The organism is uncultured Rothia sp., from assembly GCF_937976295.1.
Classification (GTDB): Bacteria; Actinomycetota; Actinomycetes; order Actinomycetales; family Micrococcaceae; genus Rothia.
This window is the reverse complement of sequence record NZ_CALJRY010000096.1, coordinates 1-2,799: the sequence shown is the minus strand read 5'-3', so window position 1 is coordinate 2,799 and position 2,799 is coordinate 1. Positions and strand designations below refer to the sequence as shown.

The 2,799-nt window shown below is 64.0% G+C and carries 3 protein-coding genes; all 3 read right to left on the bottom strand.

What is annotated here, in order from left to right; genetic code table 11:
- Positions 1–180 precede the first annotated feature (180 nt).
- Entirely contained in the window at positions 181–837 is a 657-nt protein-coding gene (locus Q0216_RS02525) for an NAD(P)H-dependent oxidoreductase (protein ID WP_298592672.1), read from the bottom strand.
- 123 nt (positions 838–960) lie between these two features.
- Positions 961–2,409 (bottom strand): MATE family efflux transporter, encoded by a 1,449-nt coding sequence (locus Q0216_RS02520; protein ID WP_298592670.1) that lies wholly within the window; start codon positions 2,407–2,409, stop codon positions 961–963.
- A 72-nt stretch (positions 2,410–2,481) separates the two neighbouring features.
- Positions 2,482–2,799 (bottom strand): RNA-binding S4 domain-containing protein (locus Q0216_RS02515; RefSeq protein ID WP_298592668.1); only part of this gene is annotated, 318 nt, incomplete at its 5' end.

Here is a 2,799-nt window from a genome sequence, read left to right as displayed (position 1 = left end):
ACGGTAAAAGATATAAAGAAATGCACCGCCCGTGTAAAGGCGGTGCATTTCTTTATATTTAGTTTTCACGGGCGGCGGCTTGAACGCATAGGTTGAACACCCAGCTCACACGCCCCGCCCGAAAACCTGAGCCTCAATAACCCAGGCTCAACAGCCCGAGCCTAAAAACCAGGCAGAACCTTACGCCCAGGTCACCAAATCCTCGATGGGGCGGCGGCTCTTCGGGGCAATCTCGCGGGCACGGTAACCGAAGGTCACAGCAACGGACACGCCGTATTCCTCCGGGTCGAATAGGCCTGCGGAGGCGAGCAGCTCGTTCACTGCATCGTAGTTCATACCCTCAATGGGGCAGGAATCGATGCCGAGCATTGCGGCACCGGTCATCATGTTGCCCAGGGCAATGTAGGTCTGCTTGGATGCCCAGTCGAAGAGCGTGCGGTCGCTTTCCAGGACCTTTATGTCGTTCTTCTGGAAGTGGCCGTAGCGTTCGAGTGCGGCTTCCATCTGCTCTTCGGTGAGGTTGCGGCCTTCGAGGACGCGGCGCATCCACGGGGTGTCGTAGCGCAGGCCCTTCTTCGCCAGCAGAATGACCACGTGGCTTGCGTCGTCGAGTGTGCCCGCCATGCCCCAGGAGATCGGCTTGAGCTTTTCGCGCAGTTCGGGGTCCTGGATGACCAGGAACTTCCACGGTTCGGTGCCGACGGAGCTGGGCGACAGGCGCGCAAATTCGAGGATTGCGGCGAAGTCTTCGTCGCTGATGCGGCGGTTGGGGTCGTAGGCGCGGGTTGCGCGGCGGCGGGCGAAAATTTCGAGGGCTTCTTCGCGGGTTACGGTCACGGTTTCATCCTTTGTATAAGGGTTTCAATACCCTGTCATGCTACACCCGCAGAGGGTGCGGGCGGTACGAAATGTGGCGAGTTACGCCCGCAGGAAATATGCGCGAGCGCCGGTACCTACCCCCTACTCGGCACCGGCTTTCATCCACACATCCGAGCTGGCGCGGCGACCGAAAATGACCGCGCGGATTCCCTGGAAGTACAGAATATATGCCGCCCACAAGCCGCAATACCCGGTCAGCGCATCCATGGCACCGGTGCCGACAGCCCAGTGCAGCCCGAGCATAACGGGCACGTACATGACGAGCATGATGAAGCAGCCGATTGCCAGGTATTTCACGTCCTGCGCGCCCATGAGGATGCCGTCCAGGGTGAATACGTAGGCGGCGAGGGGCTGGCCGAGGGCAATGATGACGGTGGCGATGGTGAAGAGGAACGCCACCTGCGCGTCCTGCGTGAAAATCCAGGAGCCGAAGAAGCCGATGAGCGGGCAAATCAGGCCGGTGATCACGCCGTAGATGAGGCTCATGCGCAGCAGCCGGTTTTTCAGTTGGCGCACCTTCACGCGCTCGGATTCTACAGCCAGGTCACGTTCGCCGAGCTCCTTGCCGAGGAGCGCCTGGGCGGCGATGGCGAGGGCGTCCAGGGCGTAGAGGAAGAGGTTGAACACGCCCATGCCGAGCTGGTAGGCGGCGGTGTGTTCGGTACCGAATCGCGCCACGACGAACACGGTCAGCAGGGAGGCGATGCGCATGGACAGGGTGCGCAGCATGAGCCAGGAGCCAAGGGACAGCACCGAACGCATGCCGGCGGTATCCGGTGCCCAGCGGACGGCGTGCTCGCGGGTGCCGCGCATCATGACCGTACCGAGCGCGGCAGCCATACCCCACTGGGTGAGGGAGGTGCCGGTCGCCGAACCGGCGACGCCCCAGCCGACCGGGTAGATGAGCAGCCAGTTCAGCGCAATGTTGACGAGCGTGCCGACCGTGGCGACTTTGAGCGGGGTGACGGTGTCTTGCAGTCCGCGGAGCGTGCCGACCTGCGCGAGGATAATCATCATCGGCGGGATGCCCCAGAGCGAGTGGTGCAGGTAGTCGAGGGCGTAGCTGATGGTTTCGTCGGTCGCGCCGAGGCCGCGCAGCAGCGGGTCTGCGAAGGCGTATCCGGCGATCATGAGGAGCATGCCGAGGCCGAAGGCGACCCACACTCCGTCCACGCCAATCTGCCAGGCGCGGCGCAGGTTCTTCTCACCGAAGGCGCGCGCCACGGCGGGCGTGACGGAGTAGGCGAGGAAGTTCATGAGGCCCACGACCGTGGTGACGATTGTGGCGGCGATACTCATGCCCGCAAGTTCCGCCTTGCCGAGCTGCCCGATGAGGGCGGAGTCGGTGAGCACGAAGATGGGTTCGGCGATGAGCGCGCCGAAGGCGGGTACAGCGAGGGCGAGGATGCGCCGGTTCAGCGAAGGCTCGGCGGTGTTCGCGCTGGGGGTCGCGGCGGTGTTCGCGGCGGGCGCAGTATCGCCGGGTTCGGTGCTACCGGGTTCAGTATTCTGGTGCTTCTGTGTGCTCATCCCTCTAGGCTACTCCCCGCCGCCGCCGCGGGTGCCGGAGCGCGGAGTGGGGTGCACTCCGTGAGATGCGCTTTAGGCGCCTCGGCCGCGTAGTTCGTCGAGGGCGCGGCGTTCCTTCTTGGTGGGGCGGCCGCTGCCTCGTTCGCGTTTGGCGACCGGCGGCATGGAGAGGTAGGCGGGGCGCGGGCCGGAGAGGTCTTCGTAGCAGGTGACGGCGATGGGGGCGCCTACGCGTTTGACGAGGAGCTTTTCGACTTTGAAGACGCGTTCCCAGCCGGGGTAGCGCACACGCACGATGTCGCCTTTTTTGAGTTTTTGGGAGGGTTTGGCGGGTGCGTCGTTGACGCGCACGTGGCCGCCTTTGCATTCGTCGGCGGCGAGGGAGCGGGT

What these genes read in the sequence shown, in the direction of transcription:
- Q0216_RS02520 (WP_298592670.1), bottom strand. Translation starts at nt 2,409, where the DNA reads ATGAGCACACAGAAGCACCAGAATACTGAACCCGGTAGCACCGAACCC.